Consider the following 22,301-nt stretch of genomic DNA (forward strand, 5'->3'; position numbering starts at 1 on the left):
CCGCTCAGGGGCGGCTGCCGCTGAACTGGATGCCGATGAAGGCGGTGCGGCCGAGCGTCGAATAGCTGTACGCCGTGGTGTAGTCCTTGTCGGTCGCATTGTTGAGGCGTGCGAGCAGCGTCCACGCCGGCGCCAGCCGCCATTGCGCCCCCAGGTTCAGCAGGCCGTAGCCGCCGAGGCGTGGCCGGCGGCCCTTCACCGCGGTGTCTTCGCGATCCGAGACGAGCAACCATTCCACGAAGGCGTTGCCCCAGGCGGCCTGCTTTTCCACGGTGAGCTGGGCGGTGCGGTCTGCACGGCGCACCAGTTCACGGTCGGTCGCCTCGTCCTTGGCATCGAGGATGTCGAACGAGCCGTCGATGTGCCAGTCGGCATTGCGCCAGCCGGCCTGCAGCGTGGCGCCGGACATCTTGGCGCGGCTGGTCTGCTTGGCCGTCACGGTGTCGATGAAGCCGCGGATGTGGTTGCGGTAGAAGGTGAGCGAGCCCTGCCAGCGCCCGTCGTCGTATTTCACGCCGAGTTCACGGCCCTGGTTGCGCTGCGGGCGCAGCGCCGGGTTGCCGTAGTCAGGGAAGTACAGCTGGTTGAAGGTGGGCGCCTGGAAGTTGTTGGCGGCACTGCCGGTCAGCCGCAGGGCCGGCGTCAGGCGGTAGCCCAGGCTCAGGCTGCCGGTGGTGAAGCCGCCGAACTGCGAGTTGTGGTCGCGCCGCACCGCCGCCTGCCCGATCCAGGGCCCGCGGTCCAGCGAGTAGGCCAGCAGGGCGCTGTTGGTGTGGCGCCGGCTGACGGTGTAGGGGGTGGTGCTGTCCACCTCGTCCTCGACCCGCTCCAGCGCCGCGATCACCTTGTCGCTGCCGATCGAGAAGGTGTTCTGCCAGCCGAACTGCAGGCGTTCGGTGTCGAAGTCGTAGCGCCCATCGCGCGCGCCATCGGAGGCCCGCTCGTAGACGCTGGCGCTCTTGTCGAGCGTCAGGCCGAGGCGAACGCTGGACTGCCAGCGTTCGCTGAGGCGGTTGTCGATCGTCACGCCCCAGTTCGTGGTGGTCCCGCGGGTTTCGGCATCGGTGGTGGCGGAGGTCAGGCCCAGCGGGCTGCCGAAGGTGAGCGGGTCGGAGTAGGTGCTGTCGAACTCGTGGATGTTGCGCGCGCTGAACCACTGCGTGGAGATGGTGTGCCCGGGCGCGACGGTCCAGTTCAGCGAGCCGGCCACCGAGCCGCTGCGGTAGCTGTCGTCGTCCGGGTTGTAGTCGAGCGATCCGCCTTCGCGGGTGCGGCTGCTGATGCCCTTGGCGCGTTCGCCGGACAGCGAGAGCGCATAGCCCCAGCCGGGGCCGCCGCCGCTGACGCTGCCGCTGGACTTCACCAGCCCGTGCGAGCCGAAGCCGGCCTGCGCCTCGTACTGCTGCCCGGCGCTGCCGCGGCGCGTGAAGATCTGGATGACGCCACCCACCGCATCGGCGCCGTAGAGGGTGGTTGCCGGGCCCCGCAGCACCTCGATGCGCTCGATCTGCGCGACGGGGATGTTCTCGATGGCTGCAGCGCCCGAGGTGGCCGAGCCGATGCGTATCCCGTCGAGCAGCACCACCATCCGGCTGAGCTCGGCACCGCGCATGAACAGCTGGGTGTTGGACGCATAGCTGCCGTTGCTGCTCATCTGCACGCCGGGCAGGCGCTGCAGCACCTCGCGCAAGGTGGTCTGGCCGGAGCGGCGCAGCTCCTCCTGGGTGACGACGGACACGTCGGCCACCACGTCCTGCACGGGCTGGGGCAGCCGCGTCGCGGTCACCACCGTCTCCGGCAGGTGGAGGGCCTCGGCATCGGCCCAGGAAGAAGAAGGAAAGGCAGCGGCCAGCGCCAGCGGCAACACACCATGCAGCATGGTGGACGATCGTGTGGTCATCGCGAGAAAGGCAGTCGATCGATGCTCGTGCCTGCTTCCCCGCAGGGCCGAGCCGTTCGGGCGTGCTGTGCACGCCCCCCTGTTGGCCGGTATCCGGGCTGGCAGACCGACGCCGGTGGCCTTCCCAACTCGTTGCCGAGCCAGTGGCGGTGAACCGGCGCTGAAGCACGGTGCGCTTCGTCTGCTGACCGTTGCGGGGGCAGCGCAGGCCAGGATCGGCACCTCTGCGGCACCGGCCCCTCCTGCTTCCCGTTTAACCGCGCAGCCGACCGGCCGCGCGAGCACCAACCCGATGATTGTATGAGAGCGTTGCAGACTTCCCGGTTGATCCAGCACACGTGAAGCAATTGGGACGCCTCGTAAGCAAACGGCGCGCCCTGGGCCGCCTTGCCAAGGCCCCTGACTGGGTGGGCGCGTGCCCACTTCTTTGCCGATATCGTTCGGGCCACGAAGAACAACCCCGTCCCAACGGGCAACCGCCGCAGCGGCCCCCCCCGCCCGTCACGGGACCTCACGGAGTCAGCATGTTGATACTGAAGCGGCCTCGCCTTGTGCTTGGCCACCTGGTCGCGCCCTGGATCCTGGCCGCCCTGGCGGCCTGCGGCGGCGGAGGCGGAGGCGGCGGCGATGCCGACACGGACGGCAGCAGAGCCGCCCCGGCCGCCGAGGCGGCCGATGATCGCGAGACGGCCCAGGCGGCCGTCATCGCCCCGGCACTCGACGGCCTGGTCGGCACCGTCACCCCCACGGCCGATGCCCACCTGGTTGGCATGTGGACGCCGGTGGTCGACTGGCCCCTGCTCGGCATCCATGCCAACGTGCTGCCCAACGGCCGCATCCTCACCTACGGTGCCAACGAGGAGAACCCGCGCACCCGCAAGGCGGTCACCTTCGACGAGTGGGACACCCGCATCGGCCTGACGCCCGCGGCACACCGGGAAGTCGCCAGCCCGACCGAGCTCGACTCTTTCTGCAGCGCATCGGTGATGGGCCCGGACGGCCTGCTGCTCATCGTTGGCGGCAACACCTTCTGGAAGACGGCCCAGTACGACCCCGACCGCAGCCTGCTGATCGCCCGCGCCTCGCAGATGCAGCAGCCACGCTGGTACGGCACGCTGGTGAAGCTGCCCGACAACCGGGTGGTGGTGGTGGGCGGCAACAATGGCGGCATCACGCCGCCGGCCTATGGCGTGACGCCCGAGATCTTTTCCGCCGCCGAGGGCTGGCGGCCCCTCACCGGTGCCAGCAGCGAGGAGGCGTTCGGCGCCACCGAGAAGCGCTTCTGGTATCCGCGTGCCTACCTGGCGCCCAACGGCCTGATCGTCGGCGTCTCCAACGACCTGCTGTGGCAGCTCGACCCGCAGGGCGAAGGCCGCCTCACCGTGCTCGGTCCGGCGGGCCACCGGCTGGGCGTGGCGGGCACTTCGGTGATGTACCGCCCCGGCAAGGTGCTGCTGATCGCTGGCGGCGAAACCGACTTCGACCGCGAGCCCGCGACCCGCAAGGCCACCGTGCTGGACATCGCCGGTGACCTGCCCGTCAGCAGCCCGACGGCCGAGCTCAACTTCGCCCGCAACTATCCCAATTCGCTGATGCTGCCGGATGGCCGGGTGCTGGTCACCGGCGGCACCACCCGGGGCAACGGTGTCGGCACCGCGGTGATGCCGGCCGAGATGTGGGACCCCGACACCGGGCAGTGGGCCACCTGGGCACCGGCCGCGGCCGCCCGCCTGTACCACTCCACGTCGCTGCTGCTGCCGAACGGGGCGGTGCTCAACACCGGTGGCGGCTCGCCGGGCCCGGTCTTTGCGAAAACCGCACAGGTGTTCTTTCCGCCTTACTTCTTCAAGAAGCGCTGGGACGGCGAGGTGGTCTGGGCCGACCGGCCGGCCATCAAGCGGGTGGATCCGTACTTCCGGCAGGGCGAGGACGGCTCGCTGCGCCTGTCCGACAGCCGCCGCATCGCCTCGGTGGCGCTGATCTCGGCCGGCGCCGTCACCCATGGGCACAGCACCGACCTGCGCTACGTGCCGGTGCCGTTCTCGCAGTCCATGAACCGGGTACAGCTGCACCTCGGCGAGCTGGGCGAGACGCTGCTGCCGCCGGGCCACTACCAGCTGCATGTGGTCGACGAGGAGGGCGTGCCGTCCTCGGCGGCCATCGTCGAGGTGCGCGGCGGCTCGGCCAACGTCGCCTACCAGGGCTGGGCCAGCCAATCGAGCACCAGCGGCTTTCGCGACGCCGGCGCCGCCATCGACGGCAGCTGGTCTGCCTACAGCGCCACCTCGTCGAGCAATGTCGACCCGAGCTGGCAGCTCGACTTCGGCAGCGGCCGCCCGATCGCTGGCATCAGCCTGTTCAACCGCCTGGGCGAATGCCGGGACACCGACGACTGCCGCAGCCGCTTGCGCGACATCACGGTGTCGGTGCTGGATGAAGCCGGCAACCCGGTCTGGACCTCAGGCCTGCTCAATGCCGAGAACCTGCTGCAGTCGCCCGACCGGCTGCATGTGGACCTGACCCTGCTCAATGGCACCGCGGTGGTCGGCCACGGCGTGCGGGTGCAGCGCCAGTCGGACCCGGACCTCTCCGGCTCGGGCGGCCAGGGCGGCGAGTCCGAAGCCAACGTGCTCGCGCTGGCCGAGGTGGAGGTGGAGGAGGGGCCGGTGAACCTGGCCTTGCGCAAGCCGGCCCGGCAGTCCCACACGGCGGCCGGCGGGGTCGCCAGCCGGGCGGTGGACGGCCGCTTCAACGCCACCTGGCGTGACGGCCCGCTGACCTTCACCGGCGAGGCCTTCCAGCCCTGGTGGGAGGTGGACCTCGGCGCGGTGCACCCGCTACGCCGGGTGCGACTGTGGAACCGCATCGATTGCTGCAGCGAGCTGCTGGCCGACTTCGACGTGCTGGTGTCGGACACACCCTTTGGCAGCGGCAGCCTGGAGGAGGAGCGGGCGCGTCCCGGCGTCGGCGTCTACCACGTCGACACGCTCAAGGGCGAACGTGCGCTGGAGGTGGCCTTGTCCGAGGCGCAGACCGGCCGCTATGTGCGCATCTGGCTGAACCGGCAGAGCACGCTGTCGCTGGCCGAGGTGGAGGTGATCGGTCGCTGAGGCTGCACCGGCAGGCTGACCCGGAGACATCCCGGGCGGCCTTGCCGAGTGTCCGTGCGAAGGCCTCGTTGCCACCAGGCCCGCGTCAGCGCGCGCGCAAGGCGGCGCCGCGCAGCATCAGCACCACGCCGCACAGCACCACGCCAGCGGCGGCCCACTCGAAGCGGGTGATGTGCTCGCCGGCCACCGCCACGCCCAGCAGCATGGCCAGCACGGGGTTGACGAAGGTGTAGCTCGAGGCCAGTGCCGCGCTGGCGCGGCTGAGCAGCACCATGTAGGCATTGAAGGCGATCAGCGAGCCGAACACCACCAGGTAGGCCCAGGCGGCGGCCGAGACCGGCTGCGGCGGCCAGGCCGGGGTTTCGCCGGTCGCCAGCGAGAGGGCGAGCAAGACCGCGCCGCCGCAGATCATCTCACTGGCGAAGCCCATCGCGCCGGGGGCCAGCGGCAGGCTGCGCTGGCTCAACACGCTGCCCAGCGACCAGCTCACGCAGGCGATCGCAATGGCGAGCAGGCCGGCCGGCGAGGCCTGGAAGCCGGCGCCTTGGGTCAGCAGCAGCACGCCGCACAAGCCCACCACAATGCCGGCCAGCTCGTAGCGACCGGGGTAGACCCGCCACAGCAGGTTCAAGGCGGCGATCATCAGGGGCACCACCGCAATGAAGGCCACCACCAGGCCCGAGCCCACGGTCTGCTCGGCGAAGGCCGTGCCCCCCATGCCGCCCCCCAGCATCAGGGTGCCCACCACCAGCGCATGGCGCCATTGACGCGCATCCGGCAGCGGCCGTCCGCGCCAGCGCATCCAGGCCAGCAGCAGGGCGCCGGCGACCAGGAAGCGGGTGCCCATCTGGAAGAAGGGCGGCAGGCTGATCAAGGCGAACTTGATGGCCAGGTAGGTCGAGCCCCACACCACCCAGGTGGCGGCGAGACAGAGGATGAGCAGCGGCGTCAGCGTGCCGGCACGCGGTGCGGCGGAGAGGGCGGCAGTCATGGAGGAAGCGGCGGTTGCGTTGAACGGAAAGTTCAGATCGTAAGAAAGCCGCCGCTTCGAGCCCAGTGGTGTTTGAAGGAAGTGGCACTCATAATCCTTGCAAACCACAAGTTGCACGGACGGCTGCCTTGAATCCGGAACTCGACCACTACGACACCCGCATCCTCGCCGAACTGCAGGCCGACGCCCGCCTGTCGATGGCGGAGCTGGGCCGCCGGGTGCACCTGAGCCAGCCCGCGGTCACCGAGCGGGTGCGCAAGCTGGAGGCCGCGGGCGTCATCACCGGCTACCGCGCCTGCGTCAACATGCAGAAGCTGGGCTACGGCATCCGGGCCGCCATCCGGGTGGGCCGGGCCGAGTATGCGCGGGTGGTCAAGCTGGTGCAGCAGACGCCGGAGGTGGTGACGGCCTACAACGTCACCGGCGAGGACAGCTGGATCCTGGAGATCGCCGTCATCGACGTGGCCCACCTCGATGCGGTGGTCACCAAGTTCTGCATCCTCACCGAGACCTCCACCTCCATCATCCTGAATGCCGTGCGCGAGCACCAGCCCATGCTGCCGGCCCGCCGCGAAGACGTGAAACCGCCCATCAAGAAAGTGGACAAGGCATGACGACTCCCATCCCCGACTTTGCGACCTGCGACCTCTGCGACCTGCACAAGAACGACAGCGACGGCGGTTTCCGCGTGCTGCCTCCGGTGTTCCGCGACTTCGGCGCGCGCCGCAAGTTCGCCGGCCCGGTCAGCACGGTGAAGTGCTTCGAGGACAACACCCTGGTGAAGGCCGCGCTCGACATGCCCGGCCAGGGGCGGGTGCTGGTGGTGGATGGCGGTGGCTCGCTGCGCCGCGCGCTGGTCGGCGGCAACCTGGGCGCTGCAGCGGCCAGGAACGGCTGGGCCGGCGTGGTGGTGGACGGCTGTGTGCGCGACGTGGCCGAGCTGGCCGGCTGCGACACCGGCATCCGCGCGCTGGCCGCCATGCCCTGGCCCACCGAAAAGCGCAACCAGGGCCAAAGCGAGGTGGCGGTGCAGGTGCAGGGCGTGTGGGTGCGTCCCGGCGACTGGCTGTATGCCGACGAAGACGGCATCGTGGTGCTGCCTGCCGCCGCCGGCGCTTGAGCCGGGGCGCTGCGCCGCGGCCCCGGCTCGAGGGCCGCAGCCCGGCGCCGGCGGTCAGCTGACCTGGATCGGAATGCGGCGCGGCTGGGCGTGTTCCTGCTTCGGAATGCGCAGCTTCAGCACGCCGTCCTTCAGGTTGGCCTCGATGCGGTTGGCGTCCAGCTCGCGGCTGAGCGTGAAGGCCCGGCGGTAGCGCGGCACCCGGATCTCGGCATACATGGCTTCCAGCCCTTCGGGCGCGAAGGGGGTCACCGTGGCCTCGATCTGCAGCGTCTCGCCTTCCACCTTCAGGTCGAGCTGCTCGCGGGCGACGCCGGGCAGGTCGGCCAGCAGCGTGATGCCGGTCTCGTCCTCCAGCACATCCACCCGCGGCACCAGGGCCCGTTGGTCCTGCGCCTGGGTAGCCTGGTTATGGGCCAGTTGTTGTTGCTTGGAATCACTCATGATCTTCACCTCCTGGGCTTGTGGTGGCTGTGGGCTCACTGCACTGCAATGCGCTTGGGCTGGGCCGCTTCGCGCCGCGCGATGCTCACGCGCAGCACGCCGTCGCGGTAGGTCGCCTGCACCTGGGTGGGGTCGATGTCGTCGGGCAGCGTGACGGCACGGCGGAAGCTGCCGTAGACGCGCTCGCGGCTGTAGACGGTGGGCCGCTGCTGGCCTTCCTCGGGCAGCGGCGAGCGGCGCTCGCCGCTCATCGTCAGTACGCCGCGGTCGAGGGTGAGGTCGATGCTGGACGCATCGATGCCGGGCGCAAACGCATAGATCTCGACGCTTGACGGCGTGCGGCCGATGTTGATGGCCGGGAAGCTGCCCGGTGCGACGGAGCGGATGCTCGCCGGCAGGCCGGGCGAGGCGACGACGTCTTCCATTTCCCGGCGCAGGCGGTCGAACTCGCCAAACAGGGCCGCCGGAAAGCTCAGCATGGATTCGTACATGGTGGGTCCTCCTGGTGGATGGCGATGCTCCAGTGCATCTGTAGGCCGAGATAGGTTCCGGCCCCACCATTTCAAGAGGGTGCAAGTGCAGCCACGGCGCAGCCCCGCGGGCGGGGCCTGCAGGCCGCTGCCGGGTGGCGGCCGCCAGCCGCCGCGGCCGGATCTCAGCCCTGCCCGGTGCGGGCGATCCACTGCTCGAAGGTGGCGAGGTACTTGGCCAGGAAGCCGCGGGTCGATTCGTTGCCGATGCCGCCTTGGGCGTCGAACAGTTTGTCCACGCCGCCGATGTAGGCCTCCGGTTGCTGCAGGCAGGGCATGTCGAGGAAGACCAGCGACTGCCGCAGGTGGTGGTTGGCACCAAACGCGCCGAGGGCGCCCGGCGAGGTCGAGATGACGCCGCAGGGCTTGCCGCTCCAGGCGCTCTGCCCGTAGGGGCGGGAGCCGACGTCGATGGCGTTCTTCAATGCGCCGGGCACCGAGCGGTTGTATTCGGGCGTGAGGAACAGCACCGCATCGGCAGCCCGGATGCGCTGGCGGAACTCGAGCCAGGCGGCGGGGGGCTCGGCGTCGAGATCCTGGTTGTAGAGCGGCAACTGGCCGATCTCGACGATCTCCAGTGCCAGCGCCTCGGGCGCGATGTCGCGCAAGGCCAGGGCCAGCTTGCGGTTGTAGGAGTCGCGCCGCAGGCTGCCGACGATCATCGCGACCTGTTTCTTTGAGGCCATCTGTATCACTCCTGGAAAGATAAGCGGGGAGATTCAGGGAAGACGAGGGAGGGGCGCTGCCCGCGGGGCAGCTCGATCGATCATAGCGAGCAGGGTCGATCCCATTCAGCCGGGGGCCAGCTTGAGCACCACGATGCCGGTCAACACCAGGCCGATGCCCAGCAGCCGTGGCACGTCGAGCGATTCGCCGAAAGCGAGTGCGCCGGCCAGCACCGTGCCGACTGCACCGATGCCGGTCCACACGGCATAGGCGGTGCCGAGCGGCAGCGCCTGCAAGGCGCGGCCCAGCAGGTAGACGAAGGCGCCCAGCAGGGCCAGCGACAGCAGGCTCCAGCCCAGCCGCGTGTAGCCCTGCGCTTGTTTCATCGACAGGGCCCAGGCGACGTCCAGCAGGCCGGCCGCGACCAGGGCCAGCCAGGCCAGCGCGGGGCTCATGCGCGCTCCTTGTGGCCCAGCGCGAGCAGATGGGCCTGGTGGTCGGCCAGGAAGCGCAGCAGGCGGGTGGGGTAGTCCGGCCCGACCGCCTGCTGCACGCTGGGCCGTCGTGCCAGCGCCTCGCGCCAACGGCGCACCCGCGGGCAGTCGACGAAGACGCCCGTGTCGGTCAGCGTGTCGAAGACATCGAAGTAGCGAAACACCGGTGCGAACACCGCATCCACCAGGCCAAAGCACTTGCCGGCGAAATACGGGCCATCGGCATCCAGCGTGGCCTCGACCCGGGCGAAGCCGGTGGCGAGCGCCTGGCGCGCAGCCTCAAGCGAAGCCGCGTCGCGCGCGGTCTCCATCTTCCACACTTGGCCCAGCAGGCCCGAGCCGAACTCCATCCAGGCGCGGTGCTGCGCCCGCTGCACGGCATCGGCCGGATGCAGCGGCACGACGGTGGCCGTCTCCTCGATGTATTCGCAAATGACGCTGCTCTCGAACAGCACGACATCCTGGCCCGCCGGCCCCGGCACCCTCAGCAGCGGCACCTTGCCGGTGGGCGAGAGGGCCAGGAACCAGGCCGGCTTGTGGTCCAGGTCGATGGTAACGCGCTCGAAGGGCAGGCCTTTCTCGGCCAGGGCGATGGCCACGCGCTGCACATAGGGACACAGGGCATGGCTGATCAGGGTCAGCACGGGTGCCGGCGCGGGCTGGGAGGAAAAGGCAGGGGGCATGCAACAGGCTCCGAAATGCGGAAGGGGACCCGGCCGGCGGCGCGCGGCTCGCGGGCCGCCGCTGCCCGGCAGGGCTGCGATGGGCGCCACTTTATGATTGCGCCAATGCAACTGGAATAGGCAGAAAGGCAATCGATGAATGCAAGGTTGCAAGCTCGGTCCACCCCCTTGCCGGCCACCTTCCGGCTCGGCGCCGCCGACATGGAAGTGGTGCTGGCGCTGGTGCGAGGCGGCACGCTGGCCGAGGCCGGCCTGCGGCTGGGAGTGGATGTGTCCACCGTGTTCCGGGCCCTGCAGCGCATCGAGAAAGGCCTGGGCCAGCGGCTCTTCGAGCGCTCGCGCGCCGGCTACCGCGCCACCGAGCCGGCCTTGGCGGTTGCGGCCCATGCCGAGCGCATCGAGGCCGAGCTGGAGGCGGCCCGCACCGCGGTGCAACTGGAGCCCGCCGAGGTGGCGGGGCAGGTCAGCATCACCACCACCGACTCGGTGCTGCATGGCCTGCTGCTGCCGGCCCTGCCGGCGCTGCAGGCCGCCCATCCCCGGCTGCAGCTGGAGCTGTCGGCCAGCAACGAGCTGGCCAGCCTGACCCGGCGCGATGCCGACATTGCCTTGCGCGCCACCCGCCGCCCGCCGGACCACCTGGTGGCCCGGCTGCTGGGCCCGATCCGGGTGGCGGTGTTTGTCGCGCGAAGGCATCGGGCGAGACAGCTGGCCGAGGTGCTGGCGGCCGACAGCCCCTGGGTTGCGGTGGACGAGGCCCTGCCCGACCATCCGTCGGTGCAGTGGCGGCGCCGGCACCACCCGAAGCTCCAGCCGCAGGTCAAGGTCAACAGCCTGGTGGCGGTGATGGAGGCGGTCGCCGCCGGGCTGGGCGCGGGCGTGCTGCCGCTGTTCCTGGCCCGCGGGCGCAGCGGCCTGCGCCAGGTGTCCGAGCCACTGGAGGACGCGCAGACGCCGCTGTGGCTGCTGACGCATCCGGAGTCGCGCCACCTGCGCCGGGTGTCCGCGGTGGCGGGCCATCTGGCGCAGCACCTGGTGCTGGATTGAGCGGCCCGCTGCCGGCCGCTGTTGAGCGGGCGACCGCGGGCCGCGCCCGGCGGGCGCCTGCGCGAGGCGGGGCGGGCGCCTACCGGCGCGGCACCCGGCAGCGCAGCGCCACACCCCGGGCGCGCAGGTCCCGCCAGCCCCGGATGCCCAGGGCGTGCAGGGTGGGCCGGGACGGGCCGATCCACTCGACATGCTGGCCCAGGGCCGGCAGCAGGCCCAGGCCATGCAGGCCCGCAACGAAGGCCAGGGCGTCATCCACCTCTTCCGAGGGGCCGAACAGGCTGGCGAGCCAGCACACCGCCATCACCACCAGGCAGTACCAGAAGCTGAAGCCCGCGACGGCGCTGACACCGAACTCGCCATCCAGTTCCCGAGGGGAGCCGGCGTGCCCGTCGGCCAGGTTGGCATAGGCCTTCACGACCGGCTGGCCGTCCTCCTCGGCGACCAGCAGGCGGACCTCGTCACCGGCACAGAAGAAGGGGTGCTGCCCCTGCTCGGCCGCCACCTCGCGGCAGCCGGTGTAGCTTTGGCCCCCGATGGTCAGGGCATAGCGGAGGTGGTCGACGGCGATGCCCTCTTCCGGCTCGGCGCCGCGCTCGTACCAGTGCAATGCGTGGTCGACGCGGCCCTCCACCCGGCGCAGCGGCAAGCCTGGCGGTACCGGCGCCGCCTGATCCAGCGGCGGTGGTGCCGCCTGCAGCGGCACGCGCGCGTCGTCGTCGAACGCGGCCTCCACCTGCCTCAGGAAGCGCTGCGCCGGCGCCTGCAGCCACCGGCGCAACGCCCGCCGGGCGGCCAGCAGGGCGATCACGAGCAGGCTGAGGCCATGGCGCGAGGGCAGGAACCCGGCAAGGCCGCCGGGCGCCGGTGCCGTTGCACCCAGGAGCAGCACCACCAGGCCCAGGGCGGCCCACGCACCGAACTCCTGGCGCGCCGACAGCAGGAACAGCGGCGGCGCCGGCCGCTGCCACTTCGCCCGCGCCACGTCCACCAGCCAGCCGGTGGGCCGGCATGGGCGGTGATCACGACACAGCCAGCGCCGGCCGGCAGCGGGCGCGGGCCAGTGTTTCCAGCGCGGCGGCGTCGCCTGGGAGATGTCGATCTGCTGCAGGTAGGCGCGCTGGCCGTCGATGTCCACCCGGCGCACCGCGTAGAGCACCCGCGAAGTGTCGGCGCTGCCGTCTTCACGGGCCGGATGCACGAGGATGTGGCGGCCCGCGGCCGTGCCGGGGAGCCGGACATCGGCCACCTGGCCGGCCGGTACCGGGCGCAGCCCGGGCGGCTCGGCCAGTGCGGGCCGGCCGGGAACCCGGCGGCGGTCGCGCTTCACCTGGGGCCCCACGTCACGGCGGGGGGGCCAGCACGAGGCGGCTCGCCACGGCCGCCTCAGGGCGCGGGCCGAAGCACTTCCAGCAACCGGTCCAGGCCGCCTTCGTTGATGGCCACCATGGCTTGCGCACGCACCGCGGGCTTGGCGCGGTAGGCCACGCTGAGGCCGGCGGCGCCCATCATCGGCAGGTCGTTGGCGCCGTCGCCGACGGCAATGGCCTGCAGGGGGGAGCAGCCGATGCGCTCGCACATGGCCAGCAGCTGGCGCTTCTTTTCCTCGCCGTCGACGATGTCGCCGATCACGCGGCCGGTCAGCCGGCCGTCCTCGATCTCGAGTTCGTTGGACTTGGCGTGGTCCATCCCCAGGCGGGCCTTGACCCGGTCGGCGAAGAAGGTGAAGCCGCCCGATACCAGCAGCGTGGCCAGGCCGGCCGCCTTGGCCGCGTTCACCAGCTCGTGCGCGCCGGGGTTCAGGCGCAGGCGGTGTTCATACACCTCCAGCAGCGCGCCCGAGGGCACGCCCTTGAGCAGGGCCAGCCGGCGGCGCAGGCTTTCCTTGAAGTCGGTGATCTCGCCGCGCATCGCCGCCTCGGTGATGGCCGCGACCTCGGCCTTCTTGTCGGCGATGTCGGCGATCTCGTCGATGCACTCGATGTCGATCAGCGTCGAGTCCATGTCGAAGGCGATCAGCTTGAAGTCGCTCAGCCGCAGCGTGGGCGTGTCGATCTGCAGGGTCAGTCCGGGGGCGATCTCGGTGGGCATGGGGTGCGGGCAGGGACGGTGGAAAGAGAAGGAATGGAGAGCGTTCTTCAGTGCGCGGGCGCCACCGGCGTGCCGAGCGCGCGCAGCACGTCGCGGATGTACTGGGCCCGGTCCTTCGGCTCCGGGTAGGCCCGCTCGATGCGCAGCTTCTCGTTGCCGGTGAGCTTGACGTTGCGGTTCTTCTGCACCAGCTCGATGATGCGCATCGGGTCGATCGGCGGGTTGGGCCGGAAGGTGATGTTCATCGCCGTGGGGGCCGCGTCGATCTTCAGCACGCCATAGGGCTTGGCCAGCACGCGCAGCCGGTGCACGTCGAACAGGGTCTGGCCTTGCGGCGGCAGCTTGCCGAAGCGGTCGGTGACCTCCTCCAGCAGTGCGTCGATCTGGTCGTTCTTCTCGGCCGAGGCCAGGCGCTTGTAGAGGTTGAGCCGCACGTGCACGTCGCCGCAGTAGCTGTCGGGCAGCAGGGCCGGCGCATGCAGGTTGATCTCGGTGGTGACCGACAGCGGCGACAACAGGTCGGGCTCGCGCCCGGCCTTGAGCGAGCGCACCGCCTCGCTCAGCATGTCGTTGTAGAGCTGGAAGCCCACCTCCTGCATGTTGCCGCTCTGGTTCTCGCCCAGCACCTCGCCAGTGCCGCGGATCTCCAGGTCGTGCATCGCCAGGTAGAAGCCCGAGCCCAGCTCCTCCATGCTCTGGATGGCTTCCAGCCGCTGGGCCGCTTGCTTGGTCAGGCCCTCGACATCGGGCACCAACAGGTAGGCATAGGCCTGGTGGTGCGAGCGCCCGACGCGCCCGCGCAGCTGGTGCAGCTGGGCCAGGCCGAACTTGTCGGCGCGCGAGATCACGATGGTGTTGGCGGTCGGCACGTCGATGCCGGTCTCGATGATGGTCGAGCACAGCAGCACGTTGTAGCGCTGGCCGACGAAGTCGCGCATCACGCGCTCCAGCTCGCGCTCGGGCATCTGGCCATGGGCCACCACGATGCGGGCCTCGGGCAGCAGCTCCTGCAGCTTCTCGCGCCGGTTCTCGATGGTCTCGACCTCGTTGTGCAGGAAGTAGACCTGGCCGCCGCGCTTGAGCTCGCGCAGCACCGCCTCGCGGATGGTGCCGCTGCTCTCGTTGCGCACGAAGGTCTTGATGGCCAGTCGCCGCTGCGGCGCGGTGGCGATCACGCTGAGGTCGCGCAGGCCTTCCAGCGCCATGCCCAGCGTGCGTGGGATGGGCGTGGCGGTGAGGGTCAGCACGTCGACTTCGGAGCGCATCGACTTGATGGCTTCCTTGTGGCGCACGCCAAAGCGGTGCTCCTCGTCGATGATGAGCAGACCCAGCCGGGCGAACTTGACGTCCTGCGACAGCAGCTTGTGGGTGCCGACGACAATGTCCACCGTGCCGTCGGCCAGGCCCTTGAGCGCCTGGTTGATCTCCTTGCCGGAGCGAAAGCGCGACAGCTCCGCCACCTTGACCGGCCAGTTGGCAAAACGGTCGGAGATGGTCTGGAAATGCTGCTCGGCCAGCAGCGTGGTGGGGGCCAGCAACGCCACCTGCTTGCCGCCGGTGACGGCGACAAAGGCCGCCCGCAGCGCCACTTCGGTCTTGCCGAAGCCGACGTCGCCGCACACCAGCCGGTCCATCGGGCGGGGCGAGATCAGGTCCTGGATGACGGCATGGATGGCTGCAGCCTGGTCGGGCGTCTCCTCGAAGCCGAAGCTGGCGGCGAAGGCCTCGTAGTCGTGCGGCGAGAAACGGAAGGCGAAGCCCTCGCGTGCGGCGCGCCGGGCATACAGGTTGAGCAGCTCGGCCGCGGTATCGCGCACCTGCTCGGCGGCCTTGCGCTTGGCCTTGTCCCACTGGCTGGAGCCGAGCCGGTGCAGCGGCGCCTCCTCGGCGCTCACGCCGGTGTAGCGGCTGATCAGGTGCAGCTGGGCCACCGGCACGTACAGCGTTGCCTTGTCGGCGTACTCGAGGTGCAGGAACTCGGTCGGCCCGTCGCCCAGGTCGAGGTTGATCAGGCCCTGGTAGCGGCCGATGCCGTGGTTGACATGCACCACCGGGTCGCCCACCTTCAGCTCCGACAGGTCCTTGATCAGCGCATCGACATTGCTGACCTGCTCCTGCTTGCGGCGACGCCGCGTGCTCGGGCCGGTGGCAAACAGCTCGGTCTCGGTGATGAACTGCAGGCCGGCCGCCTGGCCCTCGCGCAGCCAGTGGAAACCGGCGGCCAGCGGCGCCACAGCAATTGCAAAGCGCGCATCGCCGGCCTCGAAGGCGGCCAGCGATTCGACGCTGGGCGGCTCGATGCGGTTGTCGCGCAGCAGCTCCAGCAGGCTCTCGCGCCGGCCGGCCGACTCGGCCACCAGCAGCACCCGGTGCGGCGTGGTGCCCACATGCACCTGCAGCTTGCGCAGCGGCTCCTGGGCGCCGCGCTCGGCACCCAGGTCTGGCAGCGGGCGAGCCCAGTCGACCGGCTCCTGGCCGCGCACGGCCAGCTGCGCATGCGCGTTGCACAGGCCGAAGAAGTCCTCCGGCCTCAGGAAGAGATCTTCAGGCGGCAGCAGCGGCCGCTCCGGGTCGTGCTGAAGGAAGCGGTGGCGTTCGCGGGTGTCGTTCCAGAAGCGCTTGAGCGCTTCGTCGATCTCGCCGTGCAGCGCCAGAGCGGCCTGCGCGCCGAGGTAGTCGAAGATGGTGGCCGTCTGCTCGAAGAACAGCGGCAGGTAGTACTCGATGCCGGCCGTCGCGATGCCGTTGCCGATGTCCTTGTAGACGCGGGCCTTGCTCGGGTCGCCCTCGATGCGCTCGCGCCAGCGGGCGCGAAAGCGCGCGCGGGCGTCCTCGTCCATCGGGAACTCGCGCCCCGGCAGCAGCCGCACCTCGGGCACCGGGTAGAGGCTGCGCTGGCTGTCCGGGTCGAAGGTGCGGATGGAATCCACCTCGTCGCCGAACAGGTCGACCCGGTAGGGCACGTTCGAGCCCATCGGGAACAGGTCGATCAGGCCGCCGCGCACGGCGTACTCGCCGGGCGAGACCACCTGGCTCACATGCTGGTAGCCGGCGAGCGTGAGCTGCGACTTCAATGAAGCTTCGTCAAGCCGGGCCTTCTGCCTGAAGTGGAAGGTGTAGCCCGCCATGAAGGACGGCGGTGCCAGCCGCACCAGCGCGGTCGATGCCGGCAGCAGCACCACGTCCACCTCGCCCTGGCGCATGCGCCACAGCGTGGCCAGCCGCTCGGAGATCAGGTCCTGGTGGGGCGAGAAGGTGTCGTAGGGCAGTGTCTCCCAGTCGGGAAAGACCGCGCAGCGCAACTCCGGCGCGAAGAAGCCCAGCTCGTCATGCAGGCGCTGCGCGTCGGCCGGCTCCGCGGTGACGATCGCCACCAGGGTCCTGGCTGCCGCCTGCTGGCGGGCGAAGCTGGCGAGCAACAGCGCGTCGGCCGAGCCGGGCGGGCGGGAGACGGTGTAGCGCTTGCCGGGGGCGATGGTGGGGATGTGCATGCGTCCTGTCGCGACAACAAAAGCGAATCGCCCCGGGCGAGGCCGCCCCGGGGCGAAAGAGCCTGCGGATTATAGAATCCGGCCTCCTTGCCGACCTGTGCCCACCATGTATTCCTGCGAGCCGCCGCGCCTATTTGCCCTCGTGCCCTGTGCCGGTGTCGGCGAGCGTGCCGGCGCGGCCGGCCCCAAGCAGTATGCGCCGCTCGGCGGCCGCAGCCTGGTGGCCCACACGCTGGCGGCCTTGCAGCAGGTGCAGCGTCTGTCGGGCGTGATGGTGGTGCTGTCGCCCGGTGACGACCGCTTCGAGCAGGCCGTGCCGGGCTTCGGTGGCTGGGTCGAACGGGTCGGCGGCGCCTCGCGCGCGGAATCGGTGGCCAATGGCCTGGCGGCCTTGCTGGCCCGCGGCGCCCAGCCGCACGACTGGGTGCTGGTGCATGACGCGGCCCGCTGCCTGCTGCGGCCCGAGTGGGTCGATGCACTGATCGACGCCTGCCAGGACGATGAAGTCGGCGGGCTGCTGGCCCTGCCGGTGGCTGACACGCTGAAGCAGGAAGCCGGCGGCCGGGTGGCGGCCACGCTGGAGCGCACCGCCAAGTGGCAGGCCCAGACGCCGCAGATGTTCCGCCTGGGGCTGTTGCGCCCGGCGCTGGTGCAGGCCGGCCTGGCCGTGACCGACGAAGCGAGCGCCATCGAAGCGCTGGGGCATGCCCCCCGGCTCGTGCGCGGCTCGCTGGAGAATTTCAAGATCACGTATCCGCCCGATTTCGAGTTGGCGGAGCGTTTGCTGGGGTCGCGTCGATGAAGATGAGAGTGGGTGAGGGCTGGGACACGCATGCACTGGTGGCCGGGCGCAAGCTGATCCTGGGGGGCGTGGAGATCCCCCATACCCTGGGCCTGCAAGGCCATTCGGATGCGGATGCGCTGCTGCATGCCATCACCGACGCGCTGCTCGGCGCGGCCGGCCTTGGCGACATCGGCCGCCACTTCCCCGACACCGACGCCCGCTTCAAGGGGGCCGACTCGGCCGTGCTGCTGGCCGAGGCCATGCGCCGGGTGCGCGAGGCCGGCTGGGAGCTGGGCAATCTGGACAGCACCATCGTCGCCCAGGCGCCCCGCATGGCACCCCACATTCCTGCCATGTGCCAGCGCATCGCCGCCGTGCTGGGCTGCGATATTTCACAAGTGAACGTGAAAGCGAAGACTGCAGAGAAGATGGGGCCGGTCGGCCGGCAGGAATCGATCGAGGCGAGGGCGGTGGCCTTGCTCGTGGCCCGCAGCTGAGTCTGCCCGCGCTCGACCCCGGTGTGAAGCGCGGTGGCCGGGCAGGGTGGGGAACGCAAAGCACTCCGCGCAGCCTCGACGCTCAGACGGGCGCCGTGAGGCGCAGGCGGGAGCCAGGCAGGTCCAGCGGGGGGGCGGCCCCCGGTGCTGCACCTTCATCCGCCGGTTCCCGGACGCTTCAACCAGCCCGGTGCAAGCTGCGCTTGCCGGTGCAGGCCCGAGCCTGCGCGGTCCTCCCTGCCTCGGTGTTTCGTGGCGGGATCGGCCGAGGGATGCGGGCCTCAGGGCGCCCGCTTCAGCCTGATCCGTGCAATGAGGCCGGTGTCCGGGGGCGGTGAGTTGCTGAGCTCGAAGGTGCCGCCCATGCGCAGCACCGTCTTCTCCACCACGGCCAGGCCCAGGCCGGCGCCTGTCGCCGCGGTGCGCGCGGCGTCGCCGCGGAAGAAAGGCGTCGTCAGCTGCGACAGCTTTTCGGCCGGCACGCCAGGGCCGTGGTCGCGCACCGTCACGATGACCCAGGGCCCCGTGCGCGCATAGGTCAGCTCCACGTTGGTGACCCCGGTGTCCGGCGTGCGGCCGTAGCGCCGCGCGTTCTCGAACAGGTTGGCGAGCACCCGGCCCAGCTCGGTGTCGTCGGCCAGCACCTTGGTGTCGATCGCCACCCGCGAGACGATGCGGATCTGGTTGGTGTCGCGGAAGGCGGCGATCTCGCGGTCCACCACGCTGCTCAGGTGCACCGGCACCAGCTTGACTTCGCCCGGGCGGGCGTAGTCCATGAACTTGTCGATGATGGCGTCGAGCTGGTCGATGTCCAGCGCCATGTTGCGGCGCGCCTCCTCGTCGGAGACACTCATCTCGGCCTCCAGCCGCAGGCGGGCCAGGGGCGTGCGCAGGTCGTGAGAGATGCCGGCCAGCATCACCGCCCGGTCTTCCTCCACCTTGGCCAGCTCGCGCGCCATGCGGTTGAAGCCCATGTTGACCTCGCGAATCTCGCTGGTCAGTGTTTCTTCGTCCAGGCGCGACTCGTACTCGCCCTCGCGGATGCGGCTGGCGGCGAACGACAGTTGCTTGAGCGGCTGGTTGATCAGCCGGGCCACCCCCGCCGAGCCGAGGATGGTGGCCAGCAGCGCGATGCTGACCCAGATGAACCAGGTGCGCCCCTGCACCGCCTGCACCCGGCCGGGGTCGACCTGCAGCCAGTAGCGGTCGTTCTCGATCGTGAAGTCGATCCACAGGCCCTGCGCGCCATTGACACTGGTGGCGACCAGCGTCGTGTCGCCGAGGCGCGAGCGCAGCTCCTGGCCGATGCGGCGAGAGAAACGGTCGGTCTCGAAGGCCTCGTAGCGGTCGGTCTTCTCACGCGGCTGCAGCTTGATCGACTCCTGCTCCGAGATGGTCTTGAGCAGGGTCACCCGGTTGATGCTGTCGGCATAGCGCAGCGCCGCTCGCGACAGGTTCACCAGGCTGGCCAGCTGTTGCGCTGCCTGCACCGCTCGGGGCTCGAATTCCAGCGCGCGGAAGGTCTGCACCCACGCGAAGATGCCGAAACCCAGCAGCACGCCGAGCAGGATGAAGGTGCGCCAGAAGAGGCTGAGGGTGACTCGTTTGCGGGCCATGCGGAGAAACTACAGCGGCCACCCCGCGTGGCCGAAAGACAGGGCCGCGCCGGCATGCCACACGATGGGCAGGCCGGAGCGCATCACGCCGGGCGGGGCAGGGGCCGCCCACGGCAGGAAAACCGGACCGCGTCAGGCGGCCCGGCTGGCGGGGCAAGCTCAGGCGGCGCCGTCCGGCACGAAGACGTAGCCCACGCCCCAGACGGTCTGGATATAACGCGGCTGCGACGGATCGGGCTCAATCATCTTGCGCAGGCGCGAGATCTGCACGTCCAGGCTGCGGTCGAAGGGCTCGAATTCGCGGCCACGTGCCAGCTGGGCCAGCTTGTCGCGCGACAGCGGCTGGCGCGGGTGGCGCACCAGGGCCTTGAGCATGGAGAACTCGCCGGTGGTCAGCGGCATCGGCTCGCCGTCCTTGGTCAGGCGGCGCAGCGCCAGGTCGAACTCGAAGGGCCCGAACACCACGCTCTGCGGTTCCTTGGCCGGCGCGCCGGGCGCTTCCAGCGTCGGGCGGCGGCGCAGCACGGCATGGATGCGGGCCAGCAGCTCGCGCGGGTTGAAGGGCTTGGGCAGGTAGTCGTCGGCGCCAACTTCCAGGCCGACGATGCGGTCGACGTCCTCGACCTTGGCGGTCAACATGATGATGGGGGTGGCGTCGTTGGCAGCGCGCAGGCGGCGGCAGATCGACAGGCCGTCCTCGCCCGGCAGCATCAGGTCCAGCACGATCAGGTCCACCGTCTCGCGGGTCAGCACCCGGTTGAGAGCCTTGGCGTCCTCGGCCAGCAAGACTTCGAAGCCCTCCTGCGTCAGGTAGCGGCGGAGCAGGTCGCGGATGCGTGCGTCGTCGTCGACGACAACGATGCGGTCCATGCGGGCGTTGGGGGTCTGTGAGGTCATGGGCGGTGCTCCCTACTTGTAACAGGCGCGATTCTGTGCGGTGCACACCCTGTTTTTGCGCGGCCTGACCAAGAGTTACAAATTTTGCGGCTGCTCCTGGGCTTTGTCAAACCCCGAATTTCGAGGGGGGCCGCGGCAGTTTGGGGCCATGATGCGAGGCCCGCGAATGACGGTCGGTCAGCCGAACGGCGGGCTGCCGCGTTAGGGATCGGTCCTGGACGGCAGCCGCGCTTGGCGGCGGGACGGACAGTTCCATTCACTCCCTGCGGCCGAACCCGATGGCCCGGCCATAACGCTTTTCCAACAGGAAGGACCTCAATGAAAACAAAGATCGGCGCCCGCAGACTGCTGGCTGCCCTGGCCCTGCTGGCCACCCAGGCGGGAGCCCAGACGGCCCCTGAGCCGCTGAACGTCGTGAGCTTTGCCGCCACCGCCACCGTCGAGGTGACGAACGACCTGTTGACCATCACCTTGAGCACGACCAAGGAGGGCAACGACGCTGCCCAGGTGCAGACGGCCCTCAAGCAGGCGCTGGACAGCGCCCTCAACGAAGCCAAGCGGTCGGCGCAGCCGGGCCAGATGGACGTGCGCACCGGCAACTTCTCGCTCTATCCCCGCTACAGCCAGCAGGGGCGCATCTCGGGCTGGCAGGGCTCGGTGGAGCTGGTGCTGGAAGGCAAGGACCTGAGCCGCATTGCCCAGACCGCGGGCAAGCTCAACACCCTGACCATCTCCAATATCGCGCAGGGCCTGTCGCGCGAGGCGCGCGAACGCCATGAAGGCGAGGCCACCGCGCGCGCCATTGCCGCCTACAAGGCCAAGGCGCAGGACTACGCCAAGCAGTTCGGCTTCGCGAGCTATGTGCTGCGCGACATCAACATCGCCAGCAATGAGCAGCAGCCCGACTTCCCGCGGCCGATGATGGGCCGCATGAAGATGGCGATGGCCGAGGACGCCCAGGTGCCGGTCGAGGCAGGCAAGGGGTTGGTGACGGTCTCGGTATCGGGCAGCGTCGTGATGAAGTGATCGCTGTGCGGTCCCCGCCGGCGCTGGCGCCGGCGAGGCGGCGGCCGCGGGGCCGCCGCCCGAGCGGCCTGCCCGGGTCGGCTTACTGGGCGGCCCAGGCGCCGTCCATGTTCCATGCCACGCCGCGCACATTCGATGCCGCCGGCGAGCACAGGAAGACGGCCAGCTCGCCCAGCTGCTCCGGGGTGGTGAACTGCGGTGCGGGCTGCTTCTCGCCCAGCAGGCTGCGTGTTGCCTGCTCGACCGTGACGCCGGCCTGGGCCGCCCGGGCTTCCACCTGCTTCTGCACCAGCGGGGTCAGCACCCAGCCGGGGCAGATGGCGTTGACGGTGATGCCGGTGTCGGCGGTCTCCAGTGCCACCGCCTTCGTGAAGCCGATCAGGCCGTGCTTGGACGCCACATAGGCCGACTTCTGGGCTGAGGCCACCAGGCCATGGACCGAGGACACGTTGATCACCCGGCCCCAGTTCTTGGCCCGCATCGCGGGAATCGCCAGGCGGGTGGTGTGGAAGGCCGAGCTGAGGTTGATCGCGATGATGGCGTCCCACTTCTCTGCCGGAAAATCCTCGACATTGGCCACGTGCTGGATGCCGGCGTTGTTGACGAGAATGTCGACACCGTTGAACTCGGTGCGGGCGTATTGCATCAGCTCGGCGATCTGTTCTGGCTGCGTCATGTCGGCCCCGTGATAGCCGACGCGGGCGCCGGTGGCCGCCACTTCGGCCTGCGCGGCCTCGATATCGCCAAAGCCGTTCAGCACGACGGTGGCCCCCTGGCGTGCGAGCGACAGGGCAATGCCCAGTCCGATGCCGCTGGTGGATCCGGTGACGACGGCCGTTTTTCCTTGCAACATGGTCGGTCCTCTTTGCTATGGTTCAGGGGGGCGCACGCGCCATGCCTGATTATGAGAGAGG

General features: G+C 70.0%; 20 protein-coding genes and 1 riboswitch. Of the genes, 7 read left to right on the forward strand and 13 right to left on the reverse strand.

Annotated features, from left to right (window positions below; translation table 11 throughout):
• Positions 1 to 4: 4 nt before the first annotated feature.
• Positions 5 to 1,900 carry a TonB-dependent receptor domain-containing protein gene (locus tag N7L95_RS01655; protein WP_301258085.1) on the reverse strand — a complete coding sequence of 632 codons (1,896 nt, stop codon included), beginning with the start codon at positions 1,898 to 1,900 and terminating at the stop codon, positions 5 to 7.
• A 67-nt stretch (positions 1,901 to 1,967) separates the two neighbouring features.
• A riboswitch (cobalamin riboswitch) is annotated at positions 1,968 to 2,204 on the reverse strand.
• Between the two features lie 220 nt (positions 2,205 to 2,424).
• Between N7L95_RS01655 and N7L95_RS01660 the strand changes: the two genes are divergently transcribed.
• Positions 2,425 to 5,010 carry a galactose-binding domain-containing protein gene (locus N7L95_RS01660; protein WP_301258086.1) on the forward strand — a complete coding sequence of 862 codons (2,586 nt, stop codon included), beginning with the start codon at positions 2,425 to 2,427 and terminating at the stop codon, positions 5,008 to 5,010.
• A gap of 85 nt (positions 5,011 to 5,095) precedes the next feature.
• On the opposite strand, the gene yedA is transcribed toward N7L95_RS01660, so the two are convergent.
• On the reverse strand, positions 5,096 to 6,001 hold the full coding sequence (gene yedA / locus N7L95_RS01665; RefSeq protein WP_301258087.1) for a drug/metabolite exporter YedA: 906 nt from the start codon (positions 5,999 to 6,001) through the stop codon (positions 5,096 to 5,098).
• Between the two features lie 197 nt (positions 6,002 to 6,198).
• Between yedA and N7L95_RS01670 the strand changes: the two genes are divergently transcribed.
• Positions 6,199 to 6,615 carry an Lrp/AsnC family transcriptional regulator gene (locus N7L95_RS01670; RefSeq protein WP_301260034.1) on the forward strand — a complete coding sequence of 139 codons (417 nt, stop codon included), beginning with the start codon at positions 6,199 to 6,201 and terminating at the stop codon, positions 6,613 to 6,615.
• Positions 6,612 to 7,121 (forward strand): ribonuclease E activity regulator RraA, encoded by a 510-nt coding sequence (gene rraA / locus N7L95_RS01675; protein WP_301258088.1) that lies wholly within the window; start codon positions 6,612 to 6,614, stop codon positions 7,119 to 7,121. Before N7L95_RS01670 ends, rraA begins: the two co-directional genes overlap by 4 nt.
• A gap of 54 nt (positions 7,122 to 7,175) precedes the next feature.
• On the opposite strand, the gene N7L95_RS01680 is transcribed toward rraA, so the two are convergent.
• The 5 genes from N7L95_RS01680 to N7L95_RS01700 all read right to left on the reverse strand — a co-directional run bounded on the left by N7L95_RS01680 (position 7,176) and on the right by N7L95_RS01700 (position 9,938).
• On the reverse strand, positions 7,176 to 7,565 hold the full coding sequence (locus N7L95_RS01680) for an Hsp20/alpha crystallin family protein (protein ID WP_301258089.1): 390 nt from the start codon (positions 7,563 to 7,565) through the stop codon (positions 7,176 to 7,178).
• 35 nt (positions 7,566 to 7,600) lie between these two features.
• Entirely contained in the window at positions 7,601 to 8,056 is a 456-nt protein-coding gene (locus N7L95_RS01685; RefSeq protein ID WP_301258090.1) for an Hsp20/alpha crystallin family protein, read from the reverse strand.
• A 164-nt stretch (positions 8,057 to 8,220) separates the two neighbouring features.
• A complete protein-coding gene (locus N7L95_RS01690; protein WP_301258091.1) occupies positions 8,221 to 8,781 on the reverse strand; it encodes an NADPH-dependent FMN reductase in 561 nt (186 codons plus the stop codon).
• Positions 8,782 to 8,886: 105 nt separating this feature from the next.
• Positions 8,887 to 9,204 (reverse strand): DMT family transporter, encoded by a 318-nt coding sequence (locus N7L95_RS01695; RefSeq protein WP_301260035.1) that lies wholly within the window; start codon positions 9,202 to 9,204, stop codon positions 8,887 to 8,889.
• Positions 9,205 to 9,212: 8 nt separating this feature from the next.
• A complete protein-coding gene (locus N7L95_RS01700) occupies positions 9,213 to 9,938 on the reverse strand; it encodes a glutathione S-transferase family protein (protein WP_301258092.1) in 726 nt (241 codons plus the stop codon).
• Between the two features lie 135 nt (positions 9,939 to 10,073).
• On the opposite strand from N7L95_RS01700, the gene N7L95_RS01705 reads away from it, so the two are divergent.
• Positions 10,074 to 10,985, forward strand: coding sequence for a LysR family transcriptional regulator (locus N7L95_RS01705; RefSeq protein ID WP_301258093.1), 912 nt, complete (start codon positions 10,074 to 10,076; stop codon positions 10,983 to 10,985).
• Between the two features lie 79 nt (positions 10,986 to 11,064).
• Here the strand turns inward: N7L95_RS01705 and N7L95_RS01710 are convergent, their stop codons facing one another.
• The 3 genes from N7L95_RS01710 to mfd are packed head-to-tail and all read right to left on the reverse strand — an operon-like array spanning position 11,065 to position 16,567.
• Entirely contained in the window at positions 11,065 to 12,315 is a 1,251-nt protein-coding gene (locus N7L95_RS01710) for a hypothetical protein (protein ID WP_301258094.1), read from the reverse strand.
• A 56-nt stretch (positions 12,316 to 12,371) separates the two neighbouring features.
• Positions 12,372 to 13,076: a phosphoserine phosphatase SerB gene (gene serB / locus N7L95_RS01715; protein ID WP_301258095.1), complete on the reverse strand. Its 705-nt coding sequence runs from the start codon at positions 13,074 to 13,076 to the stop codon at positions 12,372 to 12,374.
• A gap of 47 nt (positions 13,077 to 13,123) precedes the next feature.
• Positions 13,124 to 16,567 (reverse strand): transcription-repair coupling factor, encoded by a 3,444-nt coding sequence (mfd, locus tag N7L95_RS01720; protein ID WP_301258096.1) that lies wholly within the window; start codon positions 16,565 to 16,567, stop codon positions 13,124 to 13,126.
• 106 nt (positions 16,568 to 16,673) lie between these two features.
• On the opposite strand from mfd, the gene ispD reads away from it, so the two are divergent.
• On the forward strand, positions 16,674 to 17,369 hold the full coding sequence (gene ispD / locus N7L95_RS01725; protein ID WP_301258097.1) for a 2-C-methyl-D-erythritol 4-phosphate cytidylyltransferase: 696 nt from the start codon (positions 16,674 to 16,676) through the stop codon (positions 17,367 to 17,369).
• Positions 17,366 to 17,848 (forward strand): 2-C-methyl-D-erythritol 2,4-cyclodiphosphate synthase, encoded by a 483-nt coding sequence (gene ispF / locus N7L95_RS01730; protein WP_301258098.1) that lies wholly within the window; start codon positions 17,366 to 17,368, stop codon positions 17,846 to 17,848. The genes ispD and ispF overlap by 4 nt, the downstream gene beginning before the upstream one ends.
• Before the next feature lie 281 nt (positions 17,849 to 18,129).
• On the opposite strand, the gene N7L95_RS01735 is transcribed toward ispF, so the two are convergent.
• Positions 18,130 to 19,464, reverse strand: a complete 1,335-nt coding sequence (locus N7L95_RS01735; protein WP_301258099.1) for a sensor histidine kinase family protein — start codon at positions 19,462 to 19,464, stop codon at positions 18,130 to 18,132.
• 159 nt (positions 19,465 to 19,623) lie between these two features.
• Positions 19,624 to 20,361 carry an osmolarity response regulator transcription factor OmpR gene (gene ompR, locus N7L95_RS01740; protein ID WP_047194837.1) on the reverse strand — a complete coding sequence of 246 codons (738 nt, stop codon included), beginning with the start codon at positions 20,359 to 20,361 and terminating at the stop codon, positions 19,624 to 19,626.
• 318 nt (positions 20,362 to 20,679) lie between these two features.
• On the opposite strand from ompR, the gene N7L95_RS01745 reads away from it, so the two are divergent.
• Entirely contained in the window at positions 20,680 to 21,387 is a 708-nt protein-coding gene (locus tag N7L95_RS01745; RefSeq protein WP_301258100.1) for an SIMPL domain-containing protein, read from the forward strand.
• Between the two features lie 82 nt (positions 21,388 to 21,469).
• On the opposite strand, the gene N7L95_RS01750 is transcribed toward N7L95_RS01745, so the two are convergent.
• On the reverse strand, positions 21,470 to 22,240 hold the full coding sequence (locus tag N7L95_RS01750; RefSeq protein WP_301258101.1) for a 3-hydroxybutyrate dehydrogenase: 771 nt from the start codon (positions 22,238 to 22,240) through the stop codon (positions 21,470 to 21,472).
• Positions 22,241 to 22,301 lie beyond the last annotated feature (61 nt).

It is taken from the genome of Eleftheria terrae (assembly GCF_030419005.1).
In the GTDB taxonomy this organism is placed as follows: Bacteria; Pseudomonadota; Gammaproteobacteria; order Burkholderiales; family Burkholderiaceae_C; genus Caldimonas; species Caldimonas terrae.

Excerpts from the sequence above, each read along its gene's own strand:
- N7L95_RS01705 (WP_301258093.1), top strand. The coding sequence starts at position 10,074 with ATGAATGCAAGGTTGCAAGCTCGGTCCACCCCCTTGCCGGCCACCTTC.
- N7L95_RS01685 (WP_301258090.1), bottom strand. The coding sequence starts at position 8,056 with ATGTACGAATCCATGCTGAGCTTTCCGGCGGCCCTGTTTGGCGAGTTC.
- ispD (WP_301258097.1), top strand. The coding sequence starts at position 16,674 with ATGTATTCCTGCGAGCCGCCGCGCCTATTTGCCCTCGTGCCCTGTGCC.
- mfd (WP_301258096.1), bottom strand. The coding sequence starts at position 16,567 with ATGCACATCCCCACCATCGCCCCCGGCAAGCGCTACACCGTCTCCCGC.
- serB (WP_301258095.1), bottom strand. The coding sequence starts at position 13,076 with ATGCCCACCGAGATCGCCCCCGGACTGACCCTGCAGATCGACACGCCC.
- ispF (WP_301258098.1), top strand. The coding sequence starts at position 17,366 with ATGAAGATGAGAGTGGGTGAGGGCTGGGACACGCATGCACTGGTGGCC.
- N7L95_RS01670 (WP_301260034.1), top strand. The coding sequence starts at position 6,199 with ATGGCGGAGCTGGGCCGCCGGGTGCACCTGAGCCAGCCCGCGGTCACC.
- yedA (WP_301258087.1), bottom strand. The coding sequence starts at position 6,001 with ATGACTGCCGCCCTCTCCGCCGCACCGCGTGCCGGCACGCTGACGCCG.
- N7L95_RS01735 (WP_301258099.1), bottom strand. The coding sequence starts at position 19,464 with ATGGCCCGCAAACGAGTCACCCTCAGCCTCTTCTGGCGCACCTTCATC.
- ompR (WP_047194837.1), bottom strand. The coding sequence starts at position 20,361 with ATGACCTCACAGACCCCCAACGCCCGCATGGACCGCATCGTTGTCGTC.
- N7L95_RS01680 (WP_301258089.1), bottom strand. The coding sequence starts at position 7,565 with ATGAGTGATTCCAAGCAACAACAACTGGCCCATAACCAGGCTACCCAG.
- rraA (WP_301258088.1), top strand. The coding sequence starts at position 6,612 with ATGACGACTCCCATCCCCGACTTTGCGACCTGCGACCTCTGCGACCTG.
- N7L95_RS01660 (WP_301258086.1), top strand. The coding sequence starts at position 2,425 with ATGTTGATACTGAAGCGGCCTCGCCTTGTGCTTGGCCACCTGGTCGCG.
- N7L95_RS01745 (WP_301258100.1), top strand. The coding sequence starts at position 20,680 with ATGAAAACAAAGATCGGCGCCCGCAGACTGCTGGCTGCCCTGGCCCTG.
- N7L95_RS01750 (WP_301258101.1), bottom strand. The coding sequence starts at position 22,240 with ATGTTGCAAGGAAAAACGGCCGTCGTCACCGGATCCACCAGCGGCATC.
- N7L95_RS01690 (WP_301258091.1), bottom strand. The coding sequence starts at position 8,781 with ATGGCCTCAAAGAAACAGGTCGCGATGATCGTCGGCAGCCTGCGGCGC.
- N7L95_RS01655 (WP_301258085.1), bottom strand. The coding sequence starts at position 1,900 with ATGACCACACGATCGTCCACCATGCTGCATGGTGTGTTGCCGCTGGCG.
- N7L95_RS01700 (WP_301258092.1), bottom strand. The coding sequence starts at position 9,938 with ATGCCCCCTGCCTTTTCCTCCCAGCCCGCGCCGGCACCCGTGCTGACC.